Source organism: Nocardia sp. NBC_01329, assembly GCF_035956715.1.
Lineage (GTDB): Bacteria > Actinomycetota > Actinomycetes > Mycobacteriales > Mycobacteriaceae > Nocardia.
Genome location: NZ_CP108381.1, coordinates 3,512,172 through 3,537,929 on the forward strand (window position 1 = coordinate 3,512,172; position 25,758 = coordinate 3,537,929).

The 25,758-nt window shown below is 69.2% G+C and carries 22 protein-coding genes; 11 read left to right on the forward strand and 11 right to left on the reverse strand.

All coding sequences use genetic code 11. The annotated features are described in order from the left end of the window. Positions 1 to 10 precede the first annotated feature (10 nt). Together OG405_RS15790 and OG405_RS15795 are read left to right on the forward strand one after the other, a co-directional pair. Positions 11 to 2,554, forward strand: coding sequence for a sensor histidine kinase KdpD (locus tag OG405_RS15790; RefSeq protein ID WP_327147260.1), 2,544 nt, complete (start codon positions 11 to 13; stop codon positions 2,552 to 2,554). Further along, positions 2,554 to 3,285, forward strand: coding sequence for a response regulator (locus tag OG405_RS15795; protein ID WP_327147261.1), 732 nt, complete (start codon positions 2,554 to 2,556; stop codon positions 3,283 to 3,285). Before OG405_RS15790 ends, OG405_RS15795 begins: the two co-directional genes overlap by 1 nt. Before the next feature lie 141 nt (positions 3,286 to 3,426). Here OG405_RS15795 and OG405_RS15800 read toward each other — a convergent pair whose 3' ends face one another. Next, a complete protein-coding gene (locus OG405_RS15800; protein WP_327147262.1) occupies positions 3,427 to 5,250 on the reverse strand; it encodes an alkyl/aryl-sulfatase in 1,824 nt (607 codons plus the stop codon). Positions 5,251 to 5,579: 329 nt separating this feature from the next. Between OG405_RS15800 and OG405_RS15805 the strand changes: the two genes are divergently transcribed. Beyond that, the gene (locus tag OG405_RS15805; RefSeq protein ID WP_327147263.1) at positions 5,580 to 5,810 is read left to right on the forward strand and encodes a LapA family protein; all 231 of its coding nucleotides are present in this window, start codon (positions 5,580 to 5,582) and stop codon (positions 5,808 to 5,810) included. Positions 5,811 to 5,901: 91 nt separating this feature from the next. Here the strand turns inward: OG405_RS15805 and OG405_RS15810 are convergent, their stop codons facing one another. The 5 genes from OG405_RS15810 to OG405_RS15830 all read right to left on the reverse strand — a co-directional run bounded on the left by OG405_RS15810 (position 5,902) and on the right by OG405_RS15830 (position 10,517). After that, positions 5,902 to 7,557 carry a SulP family inorganic anion transporter gene (locus OG405_RS15810; protein ID WP_327152349.1) on the reverse strand — a complete coding sequence of 552 codons (1,656 nt, stop codon included), beginning with the start codon at positions 7,555 to 7,557 and terminating at the stop codon, positions 5,902 to 5,904. A 65-nt stretch (positions 7,558 to 7,622) separates the two neighbouring features. Then, on the reverse strand, positions 7,623 to 8,282 hold the full coding sequence (locus OG405_RS15815; RefSeq protein WP_327147264.1) for a GAP family protein: 660 nt from the start codon (positions 8,280 to 8,282) through the stop codon (positions 7,623 to 7,625). Positions 8,283 to 8,482: 200 nt separating this feature from the next. Next, positions 8,483 to 8,911, reverse strand: coding sequence for a DUF7144 family membrane protein (locus OG405_RS15820; RefSeq protein ID WP_327147265.1), 429 nt, complete (start codon positions 8,909 to 8,911; stop codon positions 8,483 to 8,485). 83 nt (positions 8,912 to 8,994) lie between these two features. Further along, positions 8,995 to 10,146 (reverse strand): AI-2E family transporter, encoded by a 1,152-nt coding sequence (locus OG405_RS15825; RefSeq protein WP_442790562.1) that lies wholly within the window; start codon positions 10,144 to 10,146, stop codon positions 8,995 to 8,997. Continuing rightward, positions 10,143 to 10,517 carry an SHOCT domain-containing protein gene (locus OG405_RS15830; protein WP_327147266.1) on the reverse strand — a complete coding sequence of 125 codons (375 nt, stop codon included), beginning with the start codon at positions 10,515 to 10,517 and terminating at the stop codon, positions 10,143 to 10,145. Before OG405_RS15830 ends, OG405_RS15825 begins: the two co-directional genes overlap by 4 nt. Positions 10,518 to 10,853: 336 nt before the next feature. Between OG405_RS15830 and OG405_RS15835 the strand changes: the two genes are divergently transcribed. The 3 genes from OG405_RS15835 to OG405_RS15845 all read left to right on the forward strand — a co-directional run bounded on the left by OG405_RS15835 (position 10,854) and on the right by OG405_RS15845 (position 14,663). Further along, positions 10,854 to 13,370 carry a LuxR C-terminal-related transcriptional regulator gene (locus OG405_RS15835; RefSeq protein ID WP_327147267.1) on the forward strand — a complete coding sequence of 839 codons (2,517 nt, stop codon included), beginning with the start codon at positions 10,854 to 10,856 and terminating at the stop codon, positions 13,368 to 13,370. Between the two features lie 119 nt (positions 13,371 to 13,489). After that, a complete protein-coding gene (locus OG405_RS15840; protein WP_327147268.1) occupies positions 13,490 to 13,687 on the forward strand; it encodes a hypothetical protein in 198 nt (65 codons plus the stop codon). Positions 13,688 to 13,697: 10 nt separating this feature from the next. Next, the gene (locus OG405_RS15845; RefSeq protein WP_327147269.1) at positions 13,698 to 14,663 is read left to right on the forward strand and encodes a TIGR00341 family protein; all 966 of its coding nucleotides are present in this window, start codon (positions 13,698 to 13,700) and stop codon (positions 14,661 to 14,663) included. Between the two features lie 10 nt (positions 14,664 to 14,673). Here the strand turns inward: OG405_RS15845 and OG405_RS15850 are convergent, their stop codons facing one another. Then, positions 14,674 to 15,687 (reverse strand): polysaccharide deacetylase family protein, encoded by a 1,014-nt coding sequence (locus OG405_RS15850; protein WP_327147270.1) that lies wholly within the window; start codon positions 15,685 to 15,687, stop codon positions 14,674 to 14,676. Between the two features lie 119 nt (positions 15,688 to 15,806). Here OG405_RS15850 and OG405_RS15855 point away from each other — a divergent pair, with 119 nt between their 5' ends. The 3 genes from OG405_RS15855 (at position 15,807) to OG405_RS15865 (ending at position 19,977) form a co-directional block, all read left to right on the forward strand. Continuing rightward, the gene (locus OG405_RS15855) at positions 15,807 to 17,399 is read left to right on the forward strand and encodes a putative glycoside hydrolase (RefSeq protein ID WP_327147271.1); all 1,593 of its coding nucleotides are present in this window, start codon (positions 15,807 to 15,809) and stop codon (positions 17,397 to 17,399) included. Between the two features lie 212 nt (positions 17,400 to 17,611). Further along, positions 17,612 to 19,381 carry a cutinase family protein gene (locus tag OG405_RS15860; protein ID WP_327147272.1) on the forward strand — a complete coding sequence of 590 codons (1,770 nt, stop codon included), beginning with the start codon at positions 17,612 to 17,614 and terminating at the stop codon, positions 19,379 to 19,381. A 113-nt stretch (positions 19,382 to 19,494) separates the two neighbouring features. Next, positions 19,495 to 19,977, forward strand: coding sequence for a nucleoside deaminase (locus tag OG405_RS15865; protein ID WP_327147273.1), 483 nt, complete (start codon positions 19,495 to 19,497; stop codon positions 19,975 to 19,977). Between the two features lie 10 nt (positions 19,978 to 19,987). Here OG405_RS15865 and OG405_RS15870 read toward each other — a convergent pair whose 3' ends face one another. The 3 genes from OG405_RS15870 to OG405_RS15880 are packed head-to-tail and all read right to left on the reverse strand — an operon-like array spanning position 19,988 to position 22,031. After that, positions 19,988 to 20,632, reverse strand: a complete 645-nt coding sequence (locus OG405_RS15870) for a methyltransferase domain-containing protein (RefSeq protein WP_327147274.1) — start codon at positions 20,630 to 20,632, stop codon at positions 19,988 to 19,990. Continuing rightward, positions 20,629 to 21,363 carry a TIGR04282 family arsenosugar biosynthesis glycosyltransferase gene (locus OG405_RS15875; RefSeq protein ID WP_327147275.1) on the reverse strand — a complete coding sequence of 245 codons (735 nt, stop codon included), beginning with the start codon at positions 21,361 to 21,363 and terminating at the stop codon, positions 20,629 to 20,631. The genes OG405_RS15870 and OG405_RS15875 overlap by 4 nt, the downstream gene beginning before the upstream one ends. Beyond that, entirely contained in the window at positions 21,360 to 22,031 is a 672-nt protein-coding gene (locus OG405_RS15880) for a glycosyltransferase family 2 protein (protein WP_327147276.1), read from the reverse strand. The genes OG405_RS15875 and OG405_RS15880 overlap by 4 nt, the downstream gene beginning before the upstream one ends. 113 nt (positions 22,032 to 22,144) lie before the next feature. Here OG405_RS15880 and OG405_RS15885 point away from each other — a divergent pair, with 113 nt between their 5' ends. Further along, positions 22,145 to 23,569, forward strand: coding sequence for a hypothetical protein (locus OG405_RS15885; protein WP_442790563.1), 1,425 nt, complete (start codon positions 22,145 to 22,147; stop codon positions 23,567 to 23,569). 7 nt (positions 23,570 to 23,576) lie between these two features. After that, positions 23,577 to 24,584 carry a sensor histidine kinase gene (locus tag OG405_RS15890; protein WP_327147277.1) on the forward strand — a complete coding sequence of 336 codons (1,008 nt, stop codon included), beginning with the start codon at positions 23,577 to 23,579 and terminating at the stop codon, positions 24,582 to 24,584. 11 nt (positions 24,585 to 24,595) lie between these two features. Here OG405_RS15890 and OG405_RS15895 read toward each other — a convergent pair whose 3' ends face one another. Further along, a complete protein-coding gene (locus OG405_RS15895; protein WP_327147278.1) occupies positions 24,596 to 25,642 on the reverse strand; it encodes an NAD-dependent epimerase/dehydratase family protein in 1,047 nt (348 codons plus the stop codon). Positions 25,643 to 25,758 lie beyond the last annotated feature (116 nt).

The following is a 25,758-nucleotide window of genomic DNA, read 5'->3' on the forward strand; positions in this document are numbered from 1 at the left end:
TGATTCCGACGTGAGCACCACACACGACCGGACCCCGGGTGAGCTGCGCATCTATCTCGGCGCGGCCCCCGGGGTCGGTAAGACCTTCGCGATGCTGGGCGAGGCGCATCGCCGGCTGGGCCGCGGCCAGGATGTGGTGGCCGCGATCGTCGAGACGCACGGTCGCGCCCAGACCGCCGAACTGCTGGAGGGCATAGAACAACTGCCGCGGATCGCGATCCCCTATCGGGGAACGGTGCAGTTCGAACTGGATGTGGACGCCGTCCTGGCGCGACGGCCCGAACTCGTGCTGGTGGACGAACTCGCGCACACAAACACCCCGGGCAGCCGGAACCGCAAGCGCTACCAGGATGTCCAGGAGCTGATCGCCGCCGGGATCGATGTGGTGTCCACGGTGAACATCCAGCATCTCGAGGGACTCAACGATGTGGTCGAGCAGATCACCGGGGTCACCCAGCGCGAAACCGTGCCCGACGCCGTGGTGCGGGCCGCGGATCAGATCGAACTCGTCGACATCACCCCGGAGGCGCTGCAGCGGCGGATCGGTCTCGGCAATGTGTACGCGGCGGATAAAGCCGATGCCGCGCTCGCCCACTACTTCCGGCGCGGTAATCTCACCGCGCTCCGCGAACTGGCGCTGCTCTGGCTGGCCGACCAGGTCGACGCGGCCCTCGCGAAATACCGTGCCGACCATCGGATCACCGATACCTGGGAGGCCCGGGAACGCGTGGTCGTGGCGGTCACCGGCGGCCGGGAATCGGAAACTCTGGTCCGGCGTGCCGGACGGATCGCGGCCAAATCCAGTGCCGAACTGATCGTCGTGCACGTGGTCCGGGGCGACGGGTTGACCGGTGTGGCGGCGCCGCAGATGGCGGCGGTGCGCGAGCTGGCCGCGCATCTGGGGGCCGAACTACATACGGTGGTCGGCGACGATGTTCCCACGGCCCTGCTCGATTTCGCGCGGACGGTCAACGCGACCCAGCTGGTCCTGGGCACCTCCCGGCGCTCGCGCTGGGCGCGGATGTTCGATGAGGGTATCGGCGCGGAGGTGGTCCAGCGCTCCGGCAAGACCGATGTGCACATGGTGACCCACGAGGCTGCCGGACGCCGTCGGCGCCGCAGGCCGCGGCCCCGACGCCGGCGCGCGCTCGCCTGGATCGCGGCGTTCGCGGTGCCCTCGGCCATCGCGGTACTGCTCGCCGTCTGGCTGGACCGCCACCTCGGGCTGGTCAGCGAAAGCGCGGTGTTCTTCGTCGCGGTGCTGGGAGTGGCCCTGTTCGGCGGCGTTCTCCCGGCCGCGGCCGCGGCACTGATCGCGGGCCTGCTGCTCAATATTCTCTTCACCGATCCGCGCTACAGCATCACCATCCAGGAACCGAACAATTTCCTGCCGGCCGTATTACTGCTGGTCATGGCCGTCGGCGTAGCGATACTCGTGGACACCGCCGCCCGCCGGGCCGAACAGGCCGGGCAGGCGTCCCGGGAGGCCGAACTGCTCGCGTTGTTCGCGGGTTCGATCCTGCGCGGCGCCGATCTGGCCGACCTGCTGGACCGGCTCTGCCAGACCTACGGCCAGCGTGCGGTGAGCTTGCGCCACCTCACCGACGGTGTGATCGCCGCGGTGGGCGAAGATCCTCCGGATCGGCCGGATACCGCCGACACCGCCGTGGAGGTGGGCGACGGTGACTACTGGCTGCTGTTGGCCGGGCCCACCCTGCGTGCCCGGGACCGGCGTGTCCTCGAGGCGGTGGCGAACCAGGCCGTGGGGCTGGTCCGGCAACAACAACTGGCCGAGGAGGCCAATCAGGCTGCGGCGCTGACCGAGGCCGACAGGTTGCGTCGCGATTTGCTATCGGCGGTGAGCCACGATCTGCGCACCCCGCTGGCCGGGGTCAAGGCCGCCATCTCGAGCCTGCGGTCCGTCGATGTGGAGTTCTCCCCCGAGGACCGCGCCGAACTGATGGCCACCGTGGAGGAGTCGGCGGATCAGCTGACCGCCCTGGTCGGCAACCTCCTCGACTCGTCGCGGCTGGCCGCGGGGGTGGTACGGCCGCGGCTACGGCCGGTCTATCTGGACGAGGTGGTGCACCGGGCGCTGGTCAGCGTGGGTGTCAGCCCGCGTGGCGCCCGGCGGGGCGCGCTGGAACGGGTCACGGTGCGGGTGGGGCCGACCGTGGTACAGGCCGATCCCGATCTCCTCGAGCGCGTTCTGGCCAACCTGATCGACAATGCGCTGCGCTACGGCGCGGAATCCCCGGTCAAGGTGGACGCCACAGCGGTGGACGGTCATATAGCCGTCCGGGTCGTCGATCACGGCCCGGGGTTGCCGGGCACCGATCCCGAACGGGCCTTCGACCAGTTCCAGCAACTCGGCGACCGTGACAACACCAGCGGGCTGGGCCTCGGTCTCTCGGTGGTCCGCGGATTCGTGGTCGCCATGGGTGGTTCGGTCAGCGCGGAGCCCACTCCCGGCGGGGGTCTGACCGTGACTGTCGAACTGGCGGACGCGACCGGTAACGTCGGCGACGAGTCGCTGCCTACGGAGGTGTCGTGATGAAGTCCGCGCCGGAGCACGGCCAGGAACAGGAGCAGGAGCAGGGACCGCATCCGACCGTTCTGGTCGTCGACGACGAACCGCAGATCCTGCGCGCCATGCGGATCAACCTGTCGGTGCGCGGATACGAGGTGGTGACCGCGGCCACCGGTGCGGGCGCGCTACGCGCGGCCACCGAACGCCGGCCCGATGCGGTGGTCCTGGATCTGGGACTGCCCGATATCGACGGTATCGAGGTGCTGGCGGGATTGCGCGGCTGGACCCGGGTGCCGGTGATCGTGCTCTCCGCCCGCACCGATTCGGCCGACAAGGTGGACGCGCTGGACGCGGGCGCCGACGACTACATCACCAAACCGTTCGGCATGGACGAGTTCCTGGCCCGGCTGCGCGCGGCGCTGCGCCGCGCGGCCGCGTCGGTGGAAACCGACGAACCGGTGGTGGTGACGGATTCGTTCACCGTGGACCTCTCCGCGAAGAAGGTCGTCCGGGGCGGCACCGAGGTACATCTGACCCCCACCGAATGGGGGGTCCTGGAGATGCTGGTGCGCAATCGCGGAAAACTGGTGGGCCGCACCGAACTGTTACGTGAGGTCTGGGGCCCGGCCTACCAGACCGAAACCCACTATCTGCGCGTCTATCTGGCCCAGTTGCGGCGGAAACTCGAGGACGACCCGTCCCATCCCAAACATCTGCTGACCGAACCCGGTATGGGCCACCGGTTCCGCCAGTAGCGCCGGCCGCGGATTACATCTCGTCGGGATGTCAGGTCGCGACCGCCCAGATGGCGACCGCGGCGACCGACTGCCGAGTGGGTTGCCGTACCGACGGCGGGCCGCCGGTACGGCGCGATCGGTCCGAGGTTGTGTCCCCACTCACGGTGTGACTATCGGGAACTGCGGGTCGGGTGCGTCCAGCAGCCCGATGAACGTATCGAGCAGGCTCCGGTCGCCGGTGATCGTCACACCGTCGAAACCCTGGCCGCTCACCGCTTTCAGCAGTTGTTCCTTGGTCAGTGTCAGGGTGAGGTCCGCGGACCCGGCAGCGGGGGCGTCCGGTGTCGGCGCGCGATGGGTCAGCGCGCCGTTGGACAGGGTGATGCGGTGAACGGTGTTCTCGTCGGTGAGTTCCCAGTCCATGGTGAAATCGGTTGCGGCGGCGCGCAGGCCGTCGACCCGGACCGCGAGCGAGTCGATGATCATGTCCAGCGTCAGCGCGGTCATCATCTCGGGGCTCGCCGAACTGATCGGAGTCGGGGACGGGCCCTTGCGCAGTTCCTGCGCGCCGGTCAGAAAGAAGTTGCGCCAGGTACCGTTCTCGGCACCGTACCCCAGCTGCTCGTACACCTGAGCCAATTCCTCTTTGGCACCCTCGTGGCCGGGTTCGGCGAATACGGCGTGGTTGAGCAGGGTCGCCGCGAACCGCAGGTCACCGCTGTCGGCATACTCGCGTGCCTTCGCCACGAGCGCGTCGATCCCGCCGTAGTCGGCGACGTACCGCTGTGCCAGCGCGACGGGCGGATGCTCCCACAGATGCGCCGGATTACCGTCGTACCAGCCCATATACCGCTGATATATCGCCTTGACGTTGTGACTGGTGGAGCCGTAGTAGCCGCGGTTGGCCCAGATCTTGTCGAGCGCGGGCGGGAACTCGAACCGTTCGGCGATCTCCGGCCCGGTGTATCCCTCATTGGTCAGGCGCAGCGTCTGATCGTGGAGATAGGCGTACATATCGCGCTGGTTCGCCAGCCACGTCGTCCAGTTCTCCCGGCCCCAAGTGGGCCAGTGGTGCGAAGCGAACGCCACATCGGCCTTGTCGCCGAAGCGGGCGATGGCCTCGTCGAGATACTGTGCCCAGACCCGGGAGTCGCGGACCACCGCACCGCGCAGGGTCAGCACATTGTGCATGTTGTGGGTCGCGTTCTCGGCCATGCACAGTGCGCGGTGGTCGGGAAACAGGAAGTTCATCTCGGCCGGGGCTTCGGTACCGGGGGTGAGCTGGAAGACCATCCGGACGCCGTCGATTTCCTCTTCCTGCCCGGTATGGGTGATGTCGACAGTCGGCGGGACCAACGTGATGGTCCCGGTGGAGGTCGTCATCCCCAGCCCGGCACCGATCTGACCGTCGGGCGCCTTCGGGAGGACTGCCCCGTACATGTACACCGCCCGCCGGTTCATGGCATTGCCCGCGTAGACGTTCTCGCTCACCGCGTGTTCCAGGAATCCGGCCGGAGCCAGGATCGGCACCGGCGGATGCCCCTCCGGAACCACCGCCCGCGAGCCCGCGAAATGGTCCGCGTGCGAATGGGTGTAGATCATGCCGGTGACCGGACGATCGCCACGCTGTGCCCGGTACAGTGCCAGACCCGCGGTAGCTGTCTCCACCGACAGCAGCGGGTCGATCACGATAACGCCTTCCCGCCCCTCGACCAGCGTCATGTTCGACAGATCCAGATTGCGTATCTGGTAGATACCCTCGGTGACCTGGAACAGGCCCTGTCTGCTGCAGAGCTGTCCCTGCCGCCACAGGCTGGGATTCGCGGTGTCCGGGCAGTCGCCGTCGAGGAATTCGTAGGCGCCGATGTCGTAGACCACCCGGCCGTCGCCGGCCGTGACCACCGGCGGGTCGAGTTCGGCCATGAATCCGCGCGTCGCATTGCCGAAGTCGGCGGTGTCGTCGAAGTCCAACTGCCCGGTCATCGTTACCTCGCGATCTGTCGGCCGACTTTCGGTTCCCGGTGCGGGCGATCGCTCGCCGCCGCTCGGCCGATCGCGCGCGTACGAGTCGCGGTTTCGGCACACCGGCGTCGTCCACGCTAGGTACCGTGAGGACCGGCTGTATCACCTGCGGCGGGTGAACCTCCTCCTTGTCGCCCCGCCCGCCGGACCCACCACATGTCCTCCGGGCACGCCCGCGACCGCACAGCTCATCCTCAGCGGGTGATGCCCCGGACCGGCCCGCGCTGAAGACTGCACAGTGTTCCGACCACTGCGACATTCCGACCACTGCGACCTCCCGGAGGACCGCGATGACCGAACGCGCACCCAAGCCGTCACTGCTGTCCCGGATCACGATGTACCAGTGGCTGGCGCTCGCCCTGACCGTCGTCGCCGTGATCTTCATCGTCGAGAACCGCGACCATGTGGAGATCCGGTTCCTACCTGTCACAGTGAGCTCACCGATGTGGCTGATCCTGCTGATCATGTTCCTGATCGGTCTGGTGGCCGGTCTGCTGCTCGGTCGGCGATCCCGCCGCTGATTCGGCGAACTCCCGCACCCGGCAGGTGATCGCACGGCCGGGCACCGATCAGGTGGTGCTGCCGGCGGCGGGCCCGTCCGGTCGTGTCGCGTCATCCGGTGCGGATCGCGGCCGCGATCGTGGGATACACCCCGATCCGGTTGCTGCCGAACTCGGCTGCCTCGAGTTCGTCACCGAATTGCCCGATGGACCGCGCGATACGGAAATCGATACGGCGGCGGGCGAGGGAGTCGCGCAAGTCGACGAGCATGGTCGCGGCGGTGACGTCGATGGCGGGTGAGGTCTCGGCATCCAGGACCACGAGCCGGGTTCGCTCCGTGCACTCCTGCTCGATTCGATGCCGAACATGGTCGGCGTTCACAAAGTACAGCCCCGATTCCACCCGCACCACGAGTAGGTCCGGGCTCCGGGTGAGCCCGGAATGCCGGGATACATCCAGCCACAGCGACCCCTGCGGTGCCAGCGTCGCGATATGTGGCTGCGAGGTCCGGTACACCAGCAGCACCATCGAGATACCGATTCCGATGAGCAGACCGGGCAGAGTATCGAAGAAGAGCACCCCGAGCATCGCCGCCACCGCCGCGATGAAGTCGGCCCGCGCCGCCCGACCGTAGATCCCGCCCAGCCATTCGGTCCAGACCCGGTACAGCCGGCGCAGCGCCGCGATATCGACCAGTTCGATCACGGCGGCGATCACCACCGCGGCCAGCGTCGCCTCGGGCAACTGTTCGAACAGCCCGGTGAGGAACAGCAGGGTGAGCACCGTGAGTACAGCAACCACCAGACCGCTCACCTGGCTCTTCGCCCCGGCCGACCCGTTCACCGCGGTTTTGGAGAGGCTGCCGTTGACCACCATTCCGGAGAAGACGCCCGACCCCAGATTCGCCGCGCCCAGACCCAGCAGCTCACGGTTGGGGTCCACCTCGTAACCGGCCTTGGCCGCATAGGTTTTGGCGGCGCCCAACCCTTCGGCGAATCCGATCAGCAGCACACCCACACCCGGCCCGAGCAGGTCGAGGTAGTCGCCGGGCGTCACGCCATCGGGTAGTCCGGGCGCGGGCAGACCCGAGTCGATGGTGCCGACGATCTCGACGCCCTTGTCGTCCAGGTCGAGCAGGGTCACGGCCAGGATCCCGGCCAGTACGGCGAGCAGCGAACCGGGAACCAGCGGCAGCCAGCGCTTCACACCGAGCACGAGTGCCAGGCTCAGCCCGCCGATCAGCAGCGTCCGCCCGTCGATATCACCGAGGTGGGTCAGCACACCCCAGGTCTGGTCGAAGAAATCACCGTCGTGTTTCTCGATACCGAGCAGCTTTGGCACCTGGCCGATAATGATGACCAGCGCCAATCCGATGATGAAGCCCTTCAGTACCGGCTCGGAGACGAACGACGCGACGAACCCGAGGCGCAGCAGTCCGGCCAGTAGTCCCACCACTCCGGTGGCGATCGCCAGCGCGGTGGTGAGCGCCAGGTAGCTGCCGCCGTCGGCGCCGGCCAGCGGGGCGATCAACGCGGCGGACAGCGCGGCCGTCGCAGACATGGGCCCGACGACCAGGTGCCGGGAACTGCCGGCGAGGGCGTACAGGATCAGCGACGGGACCGCGGCGTAGAGCCCGATCACCGGCGGCACCCCGGCGATCGTCGCGTAGGCCAGGGCTTCCGGTACCAGCACCGCCCAGACGGTGAGACCCGCGACCAGATCGGCCCGGATCCATACGCGCCGATACCCGTGCAGGGAGGGGAACAGCGCGCCACCCAGTGAACGGGCGAGGCCGGAACGCCCGGCCCTCGGATTCGCCGCGCCCGAATCGGTCACAGGCTACCGATCCCCTTGCCGAGGACGACCGCGCCCATCACCAGCAGCACGATCGCCATCACGACATGGTTGTTCGCCTCCAGCCAGCCCCGGGCGCGTTCGAGGCCACCGCGCAATCGGTCGGCCGCGACGGCATAACCGATGACCACGCCGAGCACACTGGCCGCGGCGAGAACCGTGAACACGGCGACCGCGACGATCTGCGCGCCGACCCCGACTCCGCTCGCGCCCACCGCCACCCCCGCCGAGACACACAACAGCAGGTTCTTCGGATTCACCGCCGCGAGTGTGGCCCCCAGGAGAGCGGCTCTACCGGTGGTCAGCGAATCGATACCGCGCATCCAACCCGGTTCGGCGGTATCGGCGCGGTGTCGCCACTGTGTGTAGGCGACCGCCAGCAGCAGCAGGCCCAGCACGATTTTGATCCACGCCGCGGCAGCTCCGGGTCGGGAGTCCGCGGACAGGCCGAGCGCGGCGGCCAGTACGGCGAACACCGCGGTCACCGCGACGATTCCTCCGGTCCACCCCGCGGCGAAACCGCCGGCGGCCGCGGACGCGTTCTTCGACAGGATCATCAGAATCGCAGCCACCAGCGGAATCGGTGAGATCGAAACCCCCACCGCCAGGGGAAGCAGATCGCCGAGCACTGTGCCCATAGCGCCACGCTAAGCCGAGGTCGCCGGGTATTTCGTCATACGCGGCGGGTGAACACCGTCGTCGCGGATCGTCGGCCGAACCCGCGGCGGAGCTTCACCTGGGGTCGGACGCGCGGCGGCGAGCACCCCGGCAACCGTCGAGCCGGGGTACTCGCCGCCCGGTACGCGAGACCGGTCGGCGCCGGTATCGCGCGCCCGCCTCAGGTCTGTGGCCGCCAGGTGGCGATCGCCCAGATCACGACGATGTTCAGCGCGATGATCAAGATCGACCACCACGGGTAGTAGGGCAGCCACAGGAAATTCGCGAGAATCGACAGCGCCGCGATACCGATCGCCACGCCGCGACCCCACGAAGTGCCCGTCATCAGCCCGAGCGCGCTGACGATCAACAGGGCGCCGAGCACGATATGGATCCAGCCCCAGGTGGTGATATCGAACTCGTAGACGTAGTCGACACCGACGACGAACAGTTCGTCCTCGGCAACAGCGGCGATCCCTTCCAGGACCGACAGCACGCCGACTGTCAGCAGCAGAATCGCGGCGGCGATGGAGGTGCCGGCGGCGACCCCCTGCCGTACCGGGGCGCGACCACGGGAGGTGCTCGCCATCGGTTCGGGTGCGGTTGTCATCTCCACTCCTTCCGAGCGCAGGTGTGCGTCGACTCTGGCCCGGCCGCGGCCGGGCCGCCTCACCCGTCCGGGGTGAACCGGGTTCAGCCTGCCGGGTCGGGGGTGGCGGTCTCTTCGTCCGGTTCGTCGTCGGGCGGCCGATCACTGATCAGTACACCCATCCAGCGGGTCGACGGATCGATGTCGAACAGCAGCGCCTTGGCCAGCAGGGTGAGCGGTATGGCCAGCAGGGCGCCCAGCGCGCCCAGCACCCAGGACCAGAAGACCAGGGAGAGGAAGGTGACCGTGACGCTCAACCCGACCGCGTCCCCGACATACTTCGGCTGGATCACCGATTGCACCACCACGTTGAACACGCAGTACAGCACGATCACCCACACCATCTTCATCCAGCCGCCGTCGAGCAGGGCCAGCAGCGCGGGTGGGATCAACCCGATCACGAATCCGATGTTCGGGATGTAGTTGGTGATGAACGACAGCAGTCCCCACAGGATCGGGAACGGAACCGCCAGCATCCAGAGCGCGACACCGTCGAGCACCGCCACGATGAGCCCGAAAACGGTGGAGACGATCAGGTATTTGCGGGTACCTGCGGCGAAGGTGCTCAGCGCGTGCGAGATATCGGGACGCATTCGCCCCACCACACTCATCCGGCGGCCGATGGTCATCCCGTCGAAGGCCATGAAGAGCAGCAGGGCCAGCACGAACAGTAGATTCGAGAAGATGCCGGCGAGTCCGCGCAACGCGGATTCCAGCATCCCGACCAGCTCACCGTAATCGAAGCCGCTCAGCGCCTGTTCTATCCGGTTCTGATCCACGTTCAGTTGTTCCAGCAGCGAGCGGACCTGATCGAACAGTGAAGAGAACTGATCGGAATAGTCCGGTAGCGCGGTCGCCAGCTGGGCGGCCGATAGCGCCATCGCGGCGACCAGGCCGAGCAGCACCAGATAGACCACCACCAGCGCCGCGAGCATTCCCAGCCAGGCGGGACGGCCGCGCCGCTGGAGCCGGTTCTGGATGGGCTGCGCCGCGATAGCGAACATCAGCGCCAGGAACACCGGGCCGAGCACACCGGAGAAAGCCCTCGCCCCGGTGATGGCCACGACCGTGGCCGCCGCGACCAGTAGCACGATCAGACCGCGAGGGATCGCCCATTGCGCCGGGACAGCATCTTCCGGTGCCGTCCCGGCGCGCTTCGACGCGGCGTCGTCCGCACCGTCGGACGGTGCGGTCACGACATGGCCTTGGCCTTGAGCCGCTCGAATTCGGACTCGGTGATGGTGCCTTCGGCGAGCAGCCGTTTCGCGTCGGCGATCTGGGCGGCCGGATTGGTCCCGGCGGTGTGCTGGATGTACTTCTTCTGCGCCGCCTCGACCTGCTCGGCCTCGGCGGCCGAGCGTTCGGTCATCCCCCGGCCGCGCACGATCAGGTACACCAGCGAGGCCAGCAGCGGCAGCACGATCAGCAGCACCACCCAGATCGCCTTGACCCAGCCCGAGGTCTGCTTGTCCCGGAACAGATCACCGAGGATGTAGAAGAGCAGCAGCAGATAGGCGATGAACGCGAAACTCACGATAACCAGCCAGAGCGCTTCCCAGAAGGACATGGCCCACCTCGTTCACATCGGGTACAGGGGTCCCCGGGTTCCGGCGACACTTGCACGCTATGGCCGACGCGGGGCCGCGCGGCTCACCCGATGCGGATGATTTCGACCGGATACGCCCTGGTAACAGGTTGGTTCACGACCGGCTGAGAGCCCTCGCGGCTCCGGTAGGCTGCGGCCGAGTGCGTGCTTGTGCTGCTTCGGACGACGTCTTCGGGAGGCACCGTGACCACTTCGCCGACACTGGATCTGACAGGTCGCTCCGTACCGCGAACCCGGGCCCGATCACCCATCCCGGTGTTCCCCTTCACGCCCGTGTCACGGCCACGATTGCATTCGATGTTGGATGCGGTGGTCGACAGCGGCAACGGTGGCGTCCTGCTGATCTGTGGCGCGGTGGGAATCGGCAAAACGGTGGCCGTGGCGGAGTGGGCCGGGCGGCAGGCGCCGCGCACACATCACGACACGCGGGTCGCCTGGGTCACGATCCGCGATCAGACTTCGCTGTGGCCGGAGCTGCGGTCGTGCCTGGGCAGTTCCGGACCGGGCACCGGACAGCCGGCCGCCGGAGTCGGGGAGGCCGAGGCGGTGATCGCCGCGCTCGCCGACGATTCCACGCCGACGGTGCTGGTCCTCGACGACGCCCATCTGATCACCGACCCGCTCGCACTGGCCGGACTCGAATATTTCCTGCAGTATGCCCCGCCGACGGTGACGACAGTGCTGTGCGCGCGGTTCGAGCCGCCGATCCGCTGGCATCTGCTGGAACTGCATTCCCGGCTCACCCGGTGGAGTGCTCCCGATCTGGCGCTCGTACCGGAGGAGGCCGCCGGGCTGTGCGCGGAGCACGACTGCGATCTCGACCAGCACTCGCTGCGGACCCTGATGTCGCTCACCGAGGGCTGGGCCGCGCTGGTCCGGATCGCCGCGATCTACCTCGCCGCCCACGACGGTGACCATCGCGACGCCCTCACCGCGCTGGCGCGGCCGCCACACGCCTTCACCGACCTGCTGGTGGGCGAACTCATCGATACGCTCTCGCCGGCGTTGCGCCAATTCCTGACCTGCACCAGCATCCCGGAGGAGTTCACCGAGGAACTCGCCGACGCCATGGTCGGCAGCGGTTCGGCGCATCGGCTCTACGAACTCGACCGGATCAATTTCCCGATGACCTCGACGACCCGCGGCGGCAAGGTCTGGCACACCTACCATCCGATGCTGCGCGCCTACTTCCTCGCCGAGGCGAACCGGCTCGGCGCGGATCTGTGCGCGGATCTGCGGCTGCGGGCCGCGCGGCAGCTGATGTCGGCCGGCGAGCTGCGAGCCGCGCTTCCGCATCTGCTCACGGTGGCCGATCATCGGCCGCTGGCAGGTTTTCTGGCCGAGCACGCGCTGGCCCTGGTGTTCGCCGGCGACGGCGAGGCGCTGTTCGACGCGCTGGCGGAGACGGCGCCGGATGTACTGGCCGACCCGTATCTGCGGTTGCTGCAGGTCACCGACGCGCTGCTGCACGGTGACAGCGGTTCGGCGCAGGCATACCGGGACACTGCCCGCCTGCTCGCCGACGACGACCCACACTCACTGGCGGGCCCGTACCGGCTCGAGGCGCTCACCACTGCGGTGGACGCGGAACTCGCGGTGGCCACGGGCAGTGCCGCGGAGGCAGGTACGTTCCCGGACCGGATGCCGCCCGCCGACCGGCCGGATCTCGACGGCTATCTCGCGGTGACCACCGGAACGGCCCTGGCGTTGCGCGGTGAACTGGCCCGCGGCGAGGAACGATTACGGATCGCGCTGACCCGCACCCGGTCCCGCTGCCATCCCCGGCTCCGGCTGATCGCGGTGACCCGGCTCGCGGTCACCGCGGGGCTGGCCGGATCGATCACGACCATGCGCCAGCGCGCCGAACGGGCCTGCGCCATCGCCCGCGACCACGATCTGCTGGACCTCCCGGAAACCGTGCACGCCACCGCGCTGGAGGCCTACGGCGCCTATCTGCAGGGCACCGAACCGCAACCCGGGCATATCCGGATCCTGTGCGCCGAGCACATCCGCCGCGACGGAACACCGGGCCCGGTGGCGGGTTGGCTACCGCATGTGGTGGGCAGTCTGCTGGACTGCCATCATTCGGCCGACCGGGGTGCGGCCGCGGAACGGCTGCGGCGCAGTATCGGCCGGCTTCTCGACGCCGACCCGCCGCCCGCGCTGAGCGGCGGCCTGCTCAGTTCCGCGGTATGGGCACTGCTGAGCGCGGGCGAAAACGTCACTGCGCAGCAGCTGACCGAGCGGGCCCGCACGGTGCTGGGCCGCACCCCGGATACGGTGCTGTCCGGCGCCGCGCTGACGGCGGTCACGGGCAACCATCACGGGGTGGTTCTCCAGGTCGAACCCCTGTTGACGGCGACCCCGGGGTTGCATCCGGTCACCCAGTTGACCGGCTGGCTGCTCTTCGCCCGGGCCCACCACCAGCTCGGAAACGACACCAAGACCCGCGAAGCGGTCGACAACGGGCTGTGCATCGCCGCCACGCACCGGATCGCCCGTCCGTTCTTCGATGTTCCGGGCACCGTCGAACTACTCGACTACTACGCGGGATGTTTCGGTCACCGCAGCGCGTTCGCCGATACGGTCCGGGCCGGACATCAGCGCCGGCGGGTCGACCATCCCGCGCTGACCGCGACCGAACTGACCATCCTGCGCCAGCTCCCCTCGGGCCGCACCACTCAGCACATCGCCGACGATCTCGGCGTTTCCATCAACACCGTGAAAACCCATATGCGCGGGATCTACGCCAAACTCGGCACCGGCTCCCGGATGGAGGCCCTGCAGGAGGCGCGCCGCACCGGTCTGCTCTGAGGCGGGCGGGCTCGCTTCACCCGGTGCGGAGGATGCGCCGCGCCGCGCTTCCGGCGCAGACTCGAATTCGCCACCACGGCAACGGCCGTCGGAGGGTCCGGACGAGTCAGGAGACGGCGATGCGATACCAGTTCACCATCGACGGCGAACTCTCCGAACGCGCGCTGGCTGCCTTTCCGGAGCTCGACGGCGACCGCGACCACGGCACCACCGTGCTGTCCGGTCCGCTCACCGACCCCACCGGTGTCCGCGCGGTACTCGCCCGGATCGACAATCTCGGGCTCACCGTGCTCGAGATGCGCCGCCTGCCGGACTGAGGCCGCGGCGATGTCGCTGCTGGTTCCCGCGAGTCAGCGCCGGGACCTCACGGAGGTCACCGAACGCCTGGACCTGGGTGCCGGTGATACCCGTGCCAAACGGTCGGCTTTCTGGCTGATGCTCGTCCTGTCCGGTGTGATCGCGGTATCGGGCGTGGTGGGTGATTCCACCGCCACGGTGATCGGCGCCATGATCGTGGCGCCGCTGTCGGTGCCGATCCTGGGCATCGGGCTGGGGATCACCACGGGGCGCGCCCGGCTCGTCGCGCGGAGTCTGCTGACGGTGGCGGCCGGGGCGATCGTGGTCGTGGTGCTGGGCATTTCGGTCGCGCAGGTGCTGCCGAATCCCACCGATGTACTCGACAATTCCCAGGTTCTGGGCCGGACCTCGCCACGGCTGGTCGATCTCACCGCCGCGCTGGCCACCGGTCTGGTCGGTGCCATCGCCGTCACCCGGCGCGATGTCGGCGATGTGCTGCCCGGCGTGGCGATCGCCATCTCGCTCGTGCCGCCGCTGGCCGTGGTCGGTGTCTGCCTCGGTTCGGGTGCGCCCACGCTCGCGCTGGGTGCTTTCGTGCTGTTCGCTTCCAATGTGATCGCGATGGTCATCACCGCCGCGCTGGTGCTGGTGCTCACCGGATACGCCCAAGAGGCGGGTGCGGGAGCCGCTCGTCGCGGCCGGGCTTACGCGGTTCTCGCCGGGGCTCTGGTACTGGTCGCTGTCCCCATGGTCGTCAACTCGCTGACTTCGTTGTGGGCCGAGCAGATCGCCGATGCCGCCCGTCAGTGGCTCCGCGAGGTGCCCGGCGCGCAGGTCACCGAGGTGACACTGCACGGCGATACCGCCACCCTCCAGATCCGCGCGCCACAGGACCTGCCACCGCTCGAGCCGCTACAGCAGTCCGTCGACACGCTCGTGCCGTGGGATCCGCGGGTGGTCGTGGTCCATACCGTCGGCTCCCGGGTCACCGACTGATCCCGGCCGGTCAGTACGGGGCGGCCCGCCCGGCCCAGCGCGGACCGAGCTCACCCGCCACGGCGCGCGGAAACGAGATCCGCTCCGGGTCACCGTCGGAGGTGAAACGCCCGCCCGGGTTCGCGGCGAGTTCGTCGAGCCAGTACGCCGAATCGAACGGGACCCGCCCGAGGCCGGACCGGATTCGCGGTACCGCGCCCGGATCCACCGCGCCGAACGGTGAGGGCGCCGGGTTCGCGCCGACGAGCATGACCGCCCCGAAACGGTAGGGGGTGCCGCCCCAGGCCCCCGCGAGCGCCAGCCCCGGATCGGCGGGAGAGGACCCGAGCGGCAACGCCATGGTGGTCACCTCGGTGCCCGGAGCGGCGGCGCCGATCGCCTGCACGTTCTGGGCGAGTTCGCGCTGCACTCCCCCGGCGTCCAGCGATCCGAGGTCCTGGTGGGTCGCGGTATGCGCACCGATCTCGTAACCGTGCCGGGCCAGCCACGGCAGGGCCCGCGGATCGCCGCCGAAGGGGGCGTCGGTGACATAGAAGGTGGCGCGGGCGGGGAAATCCGGATGCCGGGCCGCGAATTCCTCGAGGATCGCCACCGCACAGTCCGGGGCCGGTGCGCCGTCGGCGGTGAACCGCAACTGGCTGGTCGTGGAGTCGTCGAAGGTCAGGACGACCGGATGTGTGCCCGCCGGGATGTCCACGGTCCCCGCGGCGTATTGCGCGGCGGTGATCGGACGGTAGCCCTCGCGGTGGAGGCGGTCGAGTTCCGCTCGGAACTCGGCGGGTGTCTGGTCGTATTCACCACCGGGCCGCGCGGACAGCTGGTGGTACATCAGGATCGGGACGCGGCCGAGTTCGTCGGCACCGACGGCCGCCGGATCCGGCAAGGCGGGTGTGGGCGCCGGTGGTGGTGCGGGGGGAGCCGGCGCCGGGGGCGCTGCCTCGGGTGTTCCCCCGCAGGCAGCGGCACTCACGAACGCGAGAGCCACCACGACTGCCCGTCCGACTGCTCCCGGGAATCGCACCATCGCCCGAATGTTACGTGCCGACAACGATTTACGTTCCATCTCCGGGAAAGGGATTGGAAAGCGCGCGATCTGTCCATATTGACGGGACAAGTGTTCGTGGGAGTTGATGCGTTGTGCTCATGCGGTTCCGGGCTGTCGATCGTAAACGGTTGGTGGCCCTGACCTTCGGTGTTCTCTTGGCGGTTCTGCTGGTTTCGGCCGGGATCGGGGCCGGACGATCTCCGGCCCCCGCACTCCCCCTGACCGGTCTGCCCCCGGGCCCGGTCGGCGCCGCGGCCCTGCGGGATCTGGTCCTGCGCGTGGACGCCACCGGTCACGATCCGCACGCGGTGGAACTCACCGTGGACGGTACGGCGGTCACCGGCCGAGTGGACGGCGACTCGGTCCTCTACCGACCCGAAGGGCTGGCGGACGGCGAGCACACCTTCACCGCGGAGATCCCGGCCGGCGGGCCGCTAGGCCGGCTGCGCGACGGTCCCACCGCCGCGGCGACCTTCACCGTCGACACCACCGCACCGCAACTCGAGGTCACACCGCCGGACGCCGCGGCCTCCTATCGCGACCCCGTCACCGTGCGGGGTCGCGCACCCGACGCCGCACGGGTCTCGATCGGCGCGACAACCGTGACGCCCGCGGCGGACGGCAGCTTCGAGACCGAACTGCCGCACCATCCCTCCGGCTCCGAGGTGGTCGCGGTCGACGCGGCGGGCAATGCGACGAGCCGGGCGCTGGCCGCGGGGATCGATCTGCCGCGGATGCGCGCGGTCCACGTCACCGCGTATGCGTGGTCGGACACCGGTATGCGCGAAGCCGTCCTGAACATGGCCCGGCAGGGCCGTATCGACACCGTCCAGCTCGATATCAAAGACGAGGACGGCGTGGTCGGCTACGCCTCGCAAGTCCCGCTGGCCCGCAGTACCGGCGCCGCCACCCCGATCTATCGGGCCCGCGACGCGGTGCGGCAGCTACACGATATGGGTGTGCAGGTGGTCGGCCGGATCGTGGCGTTCCGCGATCCCACTCTCGCGGGCTGGGCCTGGCACAACGGACGCCACGACTGGGTGGTCCAGGATCCGGCGGGGCAGCCCTACTCCAGCCACTACGGTGCGATCGCGTTCACCAATTTCGCCCATGCCGAAGTGCGCGCGTACAACATCGCGCTCGCGGTCGAGGCCGGCGAGCTCGGCTTCGACGGAATCATGTACGACTACGTACGCCGGCCCGACGGCAGCCTGTCGAGTATGAAATTTCCCGGACTGGCCGGACCGGCCACCAAGGCTGTCGCGGGCTTCTTGGGACAGGCCCGGGAACCGGTGCACGCGGCCGGTGCCCATCTCAGCGCGGCGGTCTACGGTATCGCCGCCTCCCGGCCCGACCAGATTGCCCAGGACATCGGGCTCATCGCGCGCCAGGTGGACTTCGTGGCACCGATGATCTACCCCTCGCACTGGGGTCCCGGAGAGTACGGCGTAGCGGATCCGAACAACCAGCCCTACGACATTGTGGCGGCGTCGCTCCGGGATTTCCAGACCGTGACCAAAGGCACGAACGCGAAGGTGATCCCGTGGCTCCAAGACTTCAGCCACGGCGCCGATTATGGAGATGCCCAGGTCAGAGCACAGATCGATGCGACCCGTCGGACTGGGATCGACAGTTTCTTCCTGTGGAACCCGGCGGTGAGCTACCACGAGGGGGCACTCGACCCGAAGTGAGGCGATACCTCCGCCTTCGCTACGGCCTCCGCCGGACCGCATGATCACACACCGTAGCCAAGGCGATACCTCCGCCTTCGCTACGGCCTCCGCCGGACCGCATGATCGCACGCCGTAACGTTGCGCACCCGCCGCGCGAACTCATCGGTGACGCAATGGCCCGTCGGGGGGCCTGTCCGTCCATTTATCAACAATGGGATGGAGCTCGGGACATGGCTTTCCGAAGTGATTACCTGGTGCGCTGCCGCACCTACCTCGTGCAGCATCGGCTCGCCACGGCGATCGCCGCCCCGGCCACCCTCGGCGTGGTGGCCGCGGTGGCCGCCGCGTACTCGGTGACCTCACCGGCCCAGCAGGCCGACACGCTCCTGAAGGCATCGGTCACCGAATGCCACGATATGGTCACCGTCTCGGTGGCCGGTCGCGGCGACACACCGGCCGCGGGGACCACGAAACTCCTGGTCGACGCGAACGGGAATCCGCTGCCCGCCGCGCTGTCCGGGGATCACAGCAGTGAATGGGTCGACCCGGTGGTCAACGCGCCCGCCGACGATGTGGACCCCGGCTCGTACGCCGCCGTCTACATCGCCTACCCGGCGAATATGGCCACGTATGAGGACGCCGTCACCACCGGTGTCGCCAACACCCGGCAGGTGATGCGCGAGATCGCCCAGGCCTGCCCCGATACCCAGTTCGCGATCGTCGGGTACAGCGAGGGCGCCGATGTGGTGCGCCGGGTCGCGATGGAGATCGGCCATCAGGAACAACAGGACGGCGGCTACGCCATCGTCGATCCGAACAAGGTCACCGGTGTGGTCATCCTCGCCGACTCCGGCCGCTCGGCCGGCGACGGACCGTTCCCCGGCGCCCAGAACCCCCACGGCAACCCGGACAACTTCGACCAGCTCTACCAGAACGGCGGCAAGCCGGTCCCCGGACAGGGCGCGGTCGCCGGGACCAGCGGCGACTTCGGTTCGCTGAACGGCAAGATCGCCTCCTTCTGCTCCGACGGCGACCTCACCTGCGCGGCGCCGGACAATATCTCGCTGCTGCAACTGGTGGTCAACGTGGCGCGGCAGATGAACGTCGACGCCCTCGAACGTGAGGGACTCAACCCCGCCACCGGTCAGGATGTCGCGGTGGTCCTCAGCCGGGTCGCGCTGCTGGCACTGGCCGATATCCAGTCGCAGCCGAACTGGATGGCCAGTGACGAAACATTCCTCGAGGTGCTGCTGCGGGTCTCGGACCCGGCCTACAAGCCCGGCGAGACCACGACACCGGATCCCACCCCGGCAGATTCCATCTCGACCGATGAGATGTCACCGCTGGCCTATCTGCCACAGAAGGTCCTCAACGAGATCGTCGGGTTGATCGTCACCAACCAGAACACCATCCCGGTGATCCTGTCCGACCCCTACAAGCTCACACTCGGCCCCAACGCCACCGGTCACCATTTCGACTACTGGCGTGACGCCGATCCGGGCAACGGCAAAACGCTGACCTCGGCCGAATACGCGGCCGCCTGGCTCACCCATCTGGCGAAGCAGGCACAGGCCGGTGAATCGGTGAACACGCAGTCGACGCCCACGCCCGAAGATCTGGACGACGCCTACCGCGCGGCGGCCGAGACCACGACCGCCCCGACGAACACACCGGCCACCGGTACGACCACGGCGCCGACGACGAGCGGAACCGCCCCGGTCACCACGCAACCCTCGACCGGTTCATCCACCGCTGTGCCGTCGACGACCGATAGCTCCACGGCTCCGCCGGCCACGGCATCCACGACCGAGCAGCCCGCCCCCACCCCGGAGTCGACGGAGATCGGCGCGACCCCGGCCACTCCGGAACCGACCACTGCGCCGGTAGCCACGACCACCCGCCCCGTACCCACCCAGATCGCGGCGAACAGCACCTCGCGGGCGCCGCACCCGAGCACGACCACCGAGGAGACCACCACTCCCGAACAACCCGCGCGTTGATCCGCGACAGATATCGGCCGGCCGCCACACGCGACCGGCCGTATCTGTGCCGGGAGCAGGGCCGCCGCGGGATCGCGCCGGATATGCGGGGCGATATCGGCGAGGATGGGCCCATGACGCTTTCCTCGCACGATGTGGATCACCTGCGCCGCTGTGTCGCACTCGCGCGCGAGGCGCTTGCCGCGGGCGATCAGCCGTTCGGCTCGCTACTGGTCGCCGCGACCGGAGAGGTGCTGTTCGAGGACCGCAACAGGGTCGCCGGCGGCGATGCCACCCGGCATCCGGAATTCGAGATCTGCCGCTGGGCGGCCGCCCACCTGAGCCCGGCCGCGCGCGCGGCGGCAACGGTGTACACCTCGGGTGAGCACTGCGCGATGTGTTCGGCGGCCCACGGCTGGGTGGGGCTCGGCCGGATCGTGTTCGCCACCTCGTCCGGTCAGCTCACCGGCTGGCTGCGCGAATGGGACGCGCCGTCGTCGCCGGTTGCCGCGCTGCCGATCGCACAGGTCGTGCCCGGTGTGGTCGCGGAGGGGCCGGTATCCGATTTCGAACCGGAGATGCGTGCCCTCTATCGACAGTGCTTCGCCCCGGCTTGATCCCGCCGGTTCAGCGGCGCGCAGCACTGCGCAACCAGGCGATATGGCGACCCGAGATATCCGCTGTGGTCAACAGATCGAATCCGGTCTCGCCCGCCAGCCCGGCCGCGTGATCGATACCCGCCTCCGCCCAGGGGAACCAGTCGCCGGCCTCGGTGCGGGTTTCGAGTCGGATCTGCCGGACACTGATACCTGTTCCAGGACAAGAGAATTCGACTATCGCGAGGCCGCCGGGGCGGAGCAGCCCGGAAACCCGGCGCAGGATACGGTGCGGGTCGCCGCCGATCCCGATGTTGCCGTCGGCGAGCAGGGCGTAGTGCCATCGGCCGTCACCGGGTAACGGACCGAAGATATCGCGGGCCACCGCGGGCGCGCCACGATGGCGGGTCACCGCGATCGCGGTGGGCGAGACATCGACACCGAGCGCGATGACGCCGCGCCGGCACAATGCCTCCACCAGCCGGCCCGGCCCGCAGCCCAGATCCACTGTCGGTCCGTCGCAACAGCCGACGAGCGCCGAGTCCACATGCCGGTCGACGGCGGTGATCCGGGTGCCGCCGAGCCAGCGGCGGGTCGGCAACCGGGTGCGATCACCGTCGGCGGAACGAATCCAGCAGTCGCGGCCGGTCAGAGCGGGATCGAACCGGCCGATCACCGCACGGCCCGCGGCGCGCCGAGGATCGCCACCTCCGCAGCGAATCGACCGGGACAGTCGGCGGCGACCCGTAGGGCGTCGGCGTAGTGGTCGACATCGGTGAACGCCGGCAGTTCCGCGACCCGATACCCGTTCGCGCGTAGGACCGCCCGGGTGTGGTCGCCGGTGCGCGCGGTCGACATCGGCACCTCCGCGAGCAGGCGGGCGGCCCGTGGATCGGGTAGGCCCAGCCCCCACCAGCCGCCGTCGGTGGCCCGGCCGAGCAGCGCGTCGGACCCCGCGGCGAGCACCCGGGCCGCCTCGGTGAGCACCCGGGTACTCACCTGCGGGGTGTCCATCCCGATCTGCAGGACGGGCAGGCCCGTACGCGCGGTATCGGCGTGGGCGTTCGCCAGCCGCACCGCGAAACCCGGGCCACGCTGCGCGATCACCTCGAATTCCGCCAGTTTCGCCGCTATCTCGGCGCCGGACTCCGCGGCGGCCAGATCGCCGGTGAACGCGACCGCCCGATGCGCGACGGGACACGCGCCCACCGCGTCGAGTGTGTCCAGCAGGGCGGCGGCCGCCAGCCGGGCCGCCTGCACCGGTGTCAGCGGCGGAGTCAGCCTGGTCTTGGCGTATCCGGCGACCGGCGCCTTGGCGACCACCAAGAGCGCTACCGGCACGCGCTCGGCATCCGCTGTGTCGCCGGTATCTCCGTCGGCGGCGGGCGAATCCCCGGCCCGGCTCATCGCAGGACCGTCAGGAAATCCCGGGTGGCTCGCAACGATCCCCGGACCGACCCGGATACCTTCGATCGCCCACCGGCCCGTGCCCGGTAACTGATATCGACCTCCCGGACATCCCACCGGGCGGCCGCGGCGCGCACGAGCAGCTCCAGCGGGTAACCGAAGCGATCGTGCAACCGGCCCAGCGATTCCAGCCGCTGCCGGTCCGCGACCCGCATCGCGCCGATGTCGTGCACCGGCAATCCGTAGCGCCGGCGCAACCGGCGCGCGACGACACGATTGCCGAGCCGGGTGTGCCACGGCCAGATTCCGCCGCTCACCGGACACCGTCGGCCGACCGCGAGATCGGCGCCGGCCCGGATCTCGGCGACCAGCAGGGGCAACTCCCCCGGATCCATCGATCCGTCACCGTCCAGAACGGCGACCAGTCCGATCCCGGCCGCAGCGATACCGGCCTGCACCGCGGACCCGTAGCCGGGCCGCGGTTCGACGACTACGCGGGCGCCGTATCCGGTCGCGACGGCGGCGGTGTCGTCGGTCGAGCCGTTGTCGACCACGATCGGCTGATATCCGGCCGGTAGCGCGGCCAGAACCGCCGGCAACGCTTCGGCTTCGTTCCGGCACGGGATCACCACGGTGATGCCGGCCGGTTCGCGGTGCTCTGTCGGCATAGGTGCAACGCTAAGCCCGAATCGGCGGAAAACCTGTGACAAAACCATGACGTCGTGTCCGGTTCCCTGGTGAATGCGCTTTCACCGGGGCGGACCGGCCTAGGGTGGCCTCTGTGCCGGAGTTGATCGAGATCACCGCCCCCCGCAGCCGGGTCCGGGGCGAACTACTCGGTGCCGCGGCCGCCGCGCTCCTCGTGGCGGTGGCGTTCACCGTCCCGCAACTGGCGAGCGAACCATGGCGGCGCAGCCTGTTCGCCGCCGCGGCCCCCGTTTTCGGCCACTGGTCGCCGCATATCGGCTGGGGCACTCTCCCCGCCGTGGCTCTCGCCGCGGCCGTGATCATCGGAGGTCCGGCGCTGGCCGACCGCCTGCCGTGGCGCCGGCTGCTCACCGTCGGCTATCTCTGCGCGGTGGTATGGGCGTTCGCACTGGCCCTGGTGGACGGGTGGCGGCGCGGGTTCACCGCGCGGCTCGCGGATGGTCACGAATATCTCGCCGAGGTATCAGGTGTCACCGATATTCCGGCGATGCTGCGGTCGTTCGCCGACCGGATCGTCGACGGGCAACCGGATTCCTGGACCACACATGTCTCGGGCCATCCTCCCGGCGCCCTGCTGTTCTTCGTACTGCTCGATCGGATCGGTCTGGGCGGATCCACCTGGGCGGGCATCGTCTGCGTCCTCGCCGGATGCAGTGCGCCGGTCGCGGTCGCGGTGGCGTTGCGTGCCCTCGGCGCCGAGGAGCGCGCGCGGACCGCACTCCCCTTCCTCGTGCTCGCCCCCGCGGCGATCTGGATCGCGGTCTCCGCCGATGCCTTCTTCGCTGGTGTCACCGCGTGGGCGGTGGCGCTGTTGGCTGTCGCCGCGGGCACCGAATCCACATATCTCGCCAGAACTGCATCGCTACGTGCTGCCGGTCGGCCCCCGGATCCGGGACCCGCTCCCCCCGGGACCCGCCGGGCCGCGGTACCGGTCGCGTTCGCGGCCGGAGTGTTGTTCGGCTTCGGGATCTTCCTGAACTACGGCCTGATCCTGATGGGTTTCCTCGCCGTCGCCGTCCTGATCGGCGCCCGCACCGTCCGCCCGCTGTTACCCGCTCTATCGGGTGCGCTCCTGGTGGTGGCCGGATTCGCCGCCGCCGGTTTCTGGTGGATGGACGGTTACCACCTGGTGGTCGAGCGCTACTACCAGGGAATCGCCGCCACGCGCCCCTTCGGCTACTGGTGGTGGGGCAATCTCGCCGCCACGATCTGCGCGGTCGGACTCGCGACCGCCGCGGCCCTGTCGCGGGCGCTGGCGCCGGCCCGGTTGCGTACGCTCGACCCGGCCGCACTGCTGGTCGCCGCCGCCGTATGCGCTGTCGCCGCCGCCGACCTCAGCGGGTTGAGCAAGGCGGAAACCGAACGGATCTGGTTGCCGTTCGATATGTGGCTGCTCGCGGCGACGGCCTTCCTGCCGCGCGGACATGTTCGCCCCTGGCTCACGGTGCAGGCCGCGGGAGCCCTGCTCCTGGTCCATCTGCTGATGACGAATTGGTGAGGCATCCATGTACATGGAGATCATCGGTTACACGCTGGCCTGTTCACTCGCGGTGGTGCTGGCGGGCGTCCTGGCCCTGCGCGCGCTGCGCGACCGTTCGCACACCGCGAGCACGGCGGTGCTGGTACTCATCCCGACGCTGGCCGCCCTGGCCGGGATCACCGCGACCGGCGGGTCTATCACCGGCGAATTCCGGCGGACGTCCATCGTGCTGCTGCTGGTCGCCGCGGTCACCGTTCCGGCCGCCGTTCTCCTGGGCCGGGTACAGGATCGGAAAATTGCGCGGGAGCGGCAGATCCGCGAACAGGAACGCGCCGTCGAACAGTCGCGCCGGGAACTCGTGGCCTGGGTGTGCCACGATCTGCGGGCCCCGCTCGCCGGAGTTCGAGCGATGACCGAGGCGCTCAGCGATGGCGTGGTGGCCGATCCGGCCGATATCGCCCGGTACGCCGAGCAGATCGGCCGGGAGAACCGGCGGCTGTCCCGGATGGTCGACGATCTCTTCGAGATGTCCGAGATCTCGGCGGGTGCGTTGCGGCTCGACCTCGAACCGCTCGATCTGTGCGAATTGATCGACGAGATCTACGCCGCCCCTCGCGCCACGGCCGACCGTGCCGGGGTCGGGTTCAGCGCCTGCCTGCCGGCCGCACCGCTACCGGTCGCGGCCGACGATCAGGCGCTCGGCCGGGTGCTGGCCAATCTGGTGTCCAATGCCATCGCCCACACCCCGCCGGGCGGCGAGGTGGTGATCACCGCCGAGCAGGCCGACGGTCGGGTCTGGACCCTGGTCGACGATTCCGGACCCGGGACAGCGGCCACCGATTTCCCCCGAGTCTTCGCCTACCGCGGCAACGCGGCACACTCCCCTGTGGCGGATACCGGCATTCCCACCGGTAGCGGGATGGGCCTGGCCATCGCCGCTGGTCTCATGCAGGCGCATCGGGGTGCGATAACGGTGGCGAACCGGGAGGTGGGCTGCCGGTTCGAGATCCGGTTACCGGCCGATTCGGGCTAGCGGCCGAATGCTCATCCGACCGTCGCGCCGGCAGCTGTCGGGCGCAGCGGCGCGGTCGCGAATTCCATCAGTCCGGCCGCGGGTGTGATCCGCGCGGAGAACCCGAGCACCTGCCGAGCCCGGGCCGGATCGGCGACGATATGCCGCACATCTCCGGACCGCACCGCACCGGTGACCACGGGGTCCGGGCCACCGTGCGCGGCGGCGAGGGTCCGGGCGACCTCACCGATCGTGACGGGATGTCCCGAGCAGATGTTCAACGGCGCGAACCCGGGCAGCGCGGCCTCGATCGCGGCCATGTTGGCCGCGGCGATATCGGTGACGTGTACGAAATCCCGGGCCTGGCGTCCGTCTTCGAAGACCTGCGGCGCCCGCCCCGCCGCCAGCGCGGATCGGAATATGGCGGCTACTCCGGAATACGGTGTATCCCTGGGCATTCCGGGACCGTAGACATTGTGGTAGCGCAGTGCGGTGACCGCACCGCCGGTCGCGGCGGCCCAGGCGGTCGCGTAATTCTCCTGTGCCACCTTGCTCGCCGCGTACAGGCTCCGCGGCCGCGCCGGCGTGTCCTCGGGGACCGGTGCCCACCTGAGGTCCGTTCCGTTGTCACGGTGCTCGAACCGGCCGGCCGCAATATCTTCGCGACTGCGACCCATGACCGCGACGATCCCGCGCGGCCCCTGGTAGAGCCCTTCCCCGTACACCACCATCGACGAAGCCAGAACCAGCCGGGAGCAGCCGGCCCGTTCCATCGCCGCCAGCAGTACCGCCGTGCCGTAGTCGTTGTGTCCGGCGTAGGCGGGGGCGTCCTGGGTGTTCACCCCGGCGCCCACCACGGCGGCCTGGTGGCAGACCACATCGATACCGGGTAGCAGCGGGTCGAGGCCGGCGGCCGCGCGGATATCCACCTGGTGCACACCCGCCGGCGGTTCCGCGCCGGGGCCGTGCGCCGCGGGCAGCATGAGGTCGACGGCCACCACCTCGTGACCGCCCGCCCGCAGCGCGGCGTGGATATGGGAACCGATGAATCCGGCCGCGCCGGTCAGCAGTACTCGCATACTCCGATCCTGCCCCTCGGATGCCGCCACGCCGGGCAGCCGGAAGCCGATGTCACGAATTCGTCCTTACCGGCCGCCGGAAACACGTCCGGAATCGGTGGTCGCCGGCCGACCCT

Coding starts and splice junctions, on each gene's coding strand:
- OG405_RS15795 (WP_327147261.1), top strand. CDS start 2,554: ATGAAGTCCGCGCCGGAGCACGGCCAGGAACAGGAGCAGGAGCAGGGA.
- OG405_RS15800 (WP_327147262.1), bottom strand. CDS start 5,250: ATGACCGGGCAGTTGGACTTCGACGACACCGCCGACTTCGGCAATGCG.
- OG405_RS15805 (WP_327147263.1), top strand. CDS start 5,580: ATGACCGAACGCGCACCCAAGCCGTCACTGCTGTCCCGGATCACGATG.
- OG405_RS15815 (WP_327147264.1), bottom strand. CDS start 8,282: ATGGGCACAGTGCTCGGCGATCTGCTTCCCCTGGCGGTGGGGGTTTCG.
- OG405_RS15820 (WP_327147265.1), bottom strand. CDS start 8,911: ATGACAACCGCACCCGAACCGATGGCGAGCACCTCCCGTGGTCGCGCC.
- OG405_RS15830 (WP_327147266.1), bottom strand. CDS start 10,517: ATGTCCTTCTGGGAAGCGCTCTGGCTGGTTATCGTGAGTTTCGCGTTC.
- OG405_RS15835 (WP_327147267.1), top strand. CDS start 10,854: ATGTTGGATGCGGTGGTCGACAGCGGCAACGGTGGCGTCCTGCTGATC.
- OG405_RS15840 (WP_327147268.1), top strand. CDS start 13,490: ATGCGATACCAGTTCACCATCGACGGCGAACTCTCCGAACGCGCGCTG.
- OG405_RS15845 (WP_327147269.1), top strand. CDS start 13,698: ATGTCGCTGCTGGTTCCCGCGAGTCAGCGCCGGGACCTCACGGAGGTC.
- OG405_RS15850 (WP_327147270.1), bottom strand. CDS start 15,687: ATGGTGCGATTCCCGGGAGCAGTCGGACGGGCAGTCGTGGTGGCTCTC.
- OG405_RS15855 (WP_327147271.1), top strand. CDS start 15,807: ATGCGGTTCCGGGCTGTCGATCGTAAACGGTTGGTGGCCCTGACCTTC.
- OG405_RS15860 (WP_327147272.1), top strand. CDS start 17,612: ATGGCTTTCCGAAGTGATTACCTGGTGCGCTGCCGCACCTACCTCGTG.
- OG405_RS15865 (WP_327147273.1), top strand. CDS start 19,495: ATGACGCTTTCCTCGCACGATGTGGATCACCTGCGCCGCTGTGTCGCA.
- OG405_RS15875 (WP_327147275.1), bottom strand. CDS start 21,363: ATGAGCCGGGCCGGGGATTCGCCCGCCGCCGACGGAGATACCGGCGAC.
- OG405_RS15880 (WP_327147276.1), bottom strand. CDS start 22,031: ATGCCGACAGAGCACCGCGAACCGGCCGGCATCACCGTGGTGATCCCG.
- OG405_RS15890 (WP_327147277.1), top strand. CDS start 23,577: ATGTACATGGAGATCATCGGTTACACGCTGGCCTGTTCACTCGCGGTG.
- OG405_RS15895 (WP_327147278.1), bottom strand. CDS start 25,642: ATGCGAGTACTGCTGACCGGCGCGGCCGGATTCATCGGTTCCCATATC.